Annotated in this window: 6 protein-coding genes; 4 read left to right on the top strand and 2 right to left on the bottom strand. The window is 67.3% G+C overall.

Going from position 1 to position 3,984, the window contains the following annotated elements; all coding sequences use genetic code 11:
* Nucleotides 1–176 precede the first annotated feature (176 nt).
* Nucleotides 177–809, top strand: coding sequence for a hypothetical protein (locus tag AC07PF_RS33040; RefSeq protein WP_494614743.1), 633 nt, complete (start codon nt 177–179; stop codon nt 807–809).
* Between the two features lie 73 nt (nt 810–882).
* Nucleotides 883–1,509: a hypothetical protein gene (locus AC07PF_RS33035; RefSeq protein ID WP_494614742.1), complete on the top strand. Its 627-nt coding sequence runs from the start codon at nt 883–885 to the stop codon at nt 1,507–1,509.
* A 55-nt stretch (nt 1,510–1,564) separates the two neighbouring features.
* Here AC07PF_RS33035 and AC07PF_RS33030 read toward each other — a convergent pair whose 3' ends face one another.
* Nucleotides 1,565–1,960, bottom strand: a complete 396-nt coding sequence (locus AC07PF_RS33030) for an Imm10 family immunity protein (protein ID WP_494614741.1) — start codon at nt 1,958–1,960, stop codon at nt 1,565–1,567.
* Between the two features lie 361 nt (nt 1,961–2,321).
* On the opposite strand from AC07PF_RS33030, the gene AC07PF_RS33025 reads away from it, so the two are divergent.
* A complete protein-coding gene (locus AC07PF_RS33025; protein ID WP_494614740.1) occupies nt 2,322–2,798 on the top strand; it encodes a hypothetical protein in 477 nt (158 codons plus the stop codon).
* Nucleotides 2,798–3,139 (top strand): hypothetical protein, encoded by a 342-nt coding sequence (locus AC07PF_RS33020; protein ID WP_494614739.1) that lies wholly within the window; start codon nt 2,798–2,800, stop codon nt 3,137–3,139. The genes AC07PF_RS33025 and AC07PF_RS33020 overlap by 1 nt, the downstream gene beginning before the upstream one ends.
* 32 nt (nt 3,140–3,171) lie before the next feature.
* On the opposite strand, the gene AC07PF_RS33015 is transcribed toward AC07PF_RS33020, so the two are convergent.
* Nucleotides 3,172–3,774 (bottom strand): DUF2939 domain-containing protein, encoded by a 603-nt coding sequence (locus tag AC07PF_RS33015; RefSeq protein ID WP_494614738.1) that lies wholly within the window; start codon nt 3,772–3,774, stop codon nt 3,172–3,174.
* Nucleotides 3,775–3,984: the final 210 nt, after the last annotated feature.

Here is a 3,984-nt window from a genome sequence, read left to right as displayed (position 1 = left end):
CTTCTCTTTGGTGACTTTCTCTTGGCGACGCAAGAGAAAGTTACTGCGCCGCCGGGCGCACATCCCGGCCCCCGCCCCTTGCAAAGGCATGCAGCACCCATTACCCAGTCCAGCCCCAGCCCCCAATGCGAGAATCCACCCACTCCCTCCCTGGCAAGCCCCCAATTCCCTCCCCCATGCAACTTGCATCCCTCCCCCCATCCGCACCCACCACCCTCCTGCACCGCACCGCAGCAACCCTGGCCCTGCTGATCACCATGGCCATCGCCCTGGCGGGCCTGTCCCAACCCGCCCACGCCGCACCCCCAAAGGCCTACAACAAGGCAGGCGTGAGCTTTCAGCACCCCGCCGACTGGAAGGTCACGCTCGACGAGGTGGAGCCCGATAGCGCCGGCATGCGCAGCATCGACCTCGAAGGACCTGAGGACGCGAGCATCCACCTGATGCTCATCCCCTTCATGACGGGCCAGAACATCGAGACCCTGGCCACGCGCGCCGCCGAACACCGTGCAGAGATGGACAAGGGCCAGGCCGCGCTGGAAGGGCCGGACAAGATCACCCCCACGGGCATGACCTCCAGCACCATCACCCGGCGCGTAGGCGGCAAGGACATCAAGGGCGTGCTGCAGCGCTTTGGCTACGTCTCGGAGGGCGTCGCCGTCCAGCTCGAATCGCGCTTTTTCGCCATCGATGCAGGCAACGGCAGCAGCGTCAACATCATGACCCAGTCGCTGGCCGAGGACGCCAAACTGATGGAAACCACCCTGGGCCGGGTGATGGACACGCTGCGCTACCGCGCCAAGCGTTGACGGGGCCCGGCCGCTGCCGCGCACCCGAACCTCTCTTCCTTCTTGTACCGACCGAACCACCCACCTACGCACCATGCCCCAAGCCCCGACGCCCCTTCACGCCACCCTCGCCCTGGCCACACGCCGCGGCTTCCACGCTGCGACCGCCGCCGCCCTGGGCCTGCTGCTTGCCGCCAGCCTGGCCCAGCCCGCGCTGGCCGCGCCCAATGTCACCTACACCAAGGACGGTGTGAGCTTCGAGCACCCCGCCGGCTGGAAGGTGACCGAGGACTCGGTCGCGCAGGACGAAACGCGCCTGCGCAGCATCGATCTCGAAGGACCCGACGATGCCGTCGTCACCCTGCTGTTCAGCCCCTTCCTCAAGGCACAGAGCATCGAGACCTTTGCAGCCACCACGGCGAAGAACCGCGCAGAATCTGCCAAAAGCAGCAGCGCAGTCGCCCAGCAACTGCAGTTCGGCCCTGCCACCACGGCACCCATCACCCGCAACGTGGCGGGCCAGGAAAACAAGGGCGTCTCGCAGCGCTTCGTGATCAGCATGCTGGGGCAGAAGCTGCCGCACGAGGCGCGCTTCTTCAAGGCCGACCTGGGCGGGACCACCGCCATCATCATGACCCAGGTCGCCACCGAATACGCCAAGGCCACCGAGGCCGGCTTCGCGTTGGCGCTCGACACGCTGCGCTACAGCGGCAAGCGCTGACCGAGCGCCGCAGGGCGGCATTCACCCCTTCATTCCCACAGGCGGCAGGCGCAGTTCAAGCCGCTTCGTGGAAATACGCGCGCCTCGCAAAGGTGCGCTGCAAGGCGGCCCGCAGCGCCTGGAACTGCGGCTCGGCCAGGTCAAAGCGCACCTCGATCCGGCCATCGTTGTCCATCTCCTGCGCGGCGTGCGCGTCCATCTGCACGTCCACGCGGTCGCGGTGCAGGGTGAAGGACACGATGTGGCCGTACCACGACCAGCCCTGCCCGCAGTACTCGATGTAGGGCTGGTCCATGCCCAATGCGATGTCCTGGGCGTCGTACTCGTCCAGGTGCTGCAGCATCAGGTAGAAGTCCTCGTCCTCGATGGACGGCGCCCCGAGCGTCACGATGAGCAGCCCATCGTCGTCCTCGGCGGCAGACACTGCATTGGCGACAAAGCCTACCGGCATCAGCACTCCTCCTGTTGTCTGGCCGCACAGCGCAGCGGCCACAGGCCCCCGACTGTACCTGCGTGCGGCAGCAACGCCGGGCCCCAGGCCATCGCCGGGATCGCTTCTACAGCCCCCCACAGAAGCCGTGCCCCCGTCCAGGCAAGTCAAGCCATTCCTGAACTGCAGTTCAGTTTTATCTTGACTTGGTTTAGAAATTACTAAACAATGGCCCCCATGGCAACCCCGGCGCACAGCGACGCCAACCGACCCCGTCCATCCACCATCCGCACGCGCCAGGGGTTGCCGCCCTGTTCTGTTCCGTCCCGTTTCTTCACGCCGGCCAGTCCACCGGCTCGCCAGCAAGCCACCAGGAGCCCCCATGCACCACCATGCCGCCCCGCCGTTGTTGTTGTTGACATTGCCACCAGGCCCCCTGCACTTCGCAGCCACCGGTGCTGCCAACGCGGCCACGCTCGCGCAACCGGGCTCGGCATCCTGGCCCCCGCTGAAACCCCGTGCACTGCCGGACAGCCCGCCCGCGGCGCAGCCGTCCGTGCTGGACCGCTTTTGCCGCAGTGCCAACGACCCCGTGCGCGATGCGCTGCACCACCACGAGGCCCGCGCGGCCGAGTCCGACGCCCAGTACGCCGCCGAGGACGCCGCCCACCGCGACACCCTGGCCCTGGCGCGCGGCGGCGACTACGCGCGCCTGCTGTCCGCCATGGACTACCGCGACAACGACACCCGTGCCATGCATGCCCTGGTCACCTGCGCCCAGCAGGGCCACGCGCTCGCGCGCGAGGCCGTCGAGGTGCTGGCCCGCACCTGGGCCGAAACGCATACCGAGGCAGTGTGATGGGACAAGGACCGCAGGGCATTGGCGAGCACACCGCGCCGCCTCCAGCTCGCGGGGCGCACCGGCTGATTGGCCCCATCGCCACCACCGCGCTGGGGGCCGTGGCCATCCTCGGCACCCTGCTGTGGGCCATGCATGAGGATGCGCAGCACGGGCTGCGGCGCGAGGCCATGGCGCAGCAGCAGCAGCAAGCCCGTGCACAACCGCCCAGCGCAGAGCAGCGCCGCCACGTGGCCGCACAGTTCGTGTGCGGGCATGGGGTGGCGTACCAGTGGGTGAATGCGAACACGGTGGAATGCCTGCGCGAGATGGACGCGCAGGTGGCCATCACAGGCCGGTGAGGCCGCCCTGGTCGGCCTGATCGGCCTGGTCTTCAGTTCGCCCCGGGCCTGTCCAGCAGCGTGCCGTTGATCGCCACCATCTTCCACGACAGCAGGCCATAGCGGCGAAACACGAAGCCCACCTCGCGCCCTTCCGGGCTGACGTGCACGGTCGAGTAGTTCTGGTAGTCCACCTGGAAGCGCGGCTTGCCGGCCTGGGCCCCCTGGTTGTTGTTGCCGCCGCCACCCGAGGGGGTGGACGAAGGTACCGGGCGTGCGGTATCGCCGCGCTGCTGCAACAGCTTCACCACGCCCGATGGCGAGACCATGGCATCGACGGCCTGGTTGAGCATGCCTTTCACAAAGGTCTGCGCCAGGCCGGCGAACGGGTTGTCGTCCGGCACGCCGCGGGTCTTCATCTCGGCGTCCATGCGCGCACTCAGCAGCTCCTTGACCGAATCGCGCAGCAGCACGAAGTCCACGTACTCGGACACCCGGGCAGCGTCCTTGTCGCGCACGGCGTTGGACAGGGAGTGCAGGGCCCAGTAGGGGGAGGCGTAGAGCGTTGCGCCGGCGGCGATGGCGATGCCGGCCAGGGCGATGGGGACGAGCCGTTTGTTCCTGGTGGAGTGCGGTGTACCGGTTGCTGTGGTCATGCTGGGTTGTCCCTCCGCTGTGTTGGTATTGATGGGCCTTGGCTTCAACGTTTGGTGGGGGGCGGGGGTTTACGTGTGCCGTAGTTTGGTGTCCATGGTTGCTGCGTTTTTGCGTTGAGGGCGGGGGCCGGGGTGTGCGCCCGGCGGCGCAGTAACTTTCTCTTGCGTCGCCAAGAGGGTGTAGAAAAAACAAAATACAATCCTGCAGCA

Source organism: Acidovorax sp. GW821-FHT10A04 (assembly GCF_059415825.1).
The sequence above is the reverse complement of the archived record's forward strand: the minus strand, read 5'-3'. Positions and strand labels throughout refer to the sequence as shown.

Excerpts from the sequence above, each read along its gene's own strand:
- AC07PF_RS33020 (WP_494614739.1), top strand. The coding sequence starts at position 2,798 with ATGGGACAAGGACCGCAGGGCATTGGCGAGCACACCGCGCCGCCTCCA.
- AC07PF_RS33025 (WP_494614740.1), top strand. The coding sequence starts at position 2,322 with ATGCACCACCATGCCGCCCCGCCGTTGTTGTTGTTGACATTGCCACCA.
- AC07PF_RS33015 (WP_494614738.1), bottom strand. The coding sequence starts at position 3,774 with ATGACCACAGCAACCGGTACACCGCACTCCACCAGGAACAAACGGCTC.
- AC07PF_RS33035 (WP_494614742.1), top strand. The coding sequence starts at position 883 with ATGCCCCAAGCCCCGACGCCCCTTCACGCCACCCTCGCCCTGGCCACA.
- AC07PF_RS33030 (WP_494614741.1), bottom strand. The coding sequence starts at position 1,960 with ATGCCGGTAGGCTTTGTCGCCAATGCAGTGTCTGCCGCCGAGGACGAC.
- AC07PF_RS33040 (WP_494614743.1), top strand. The coding sequence starts at position 177 with ATGCAACTTGCATCCCTCCCCCCATCCGCACCCACCACCCTCCTGCAC.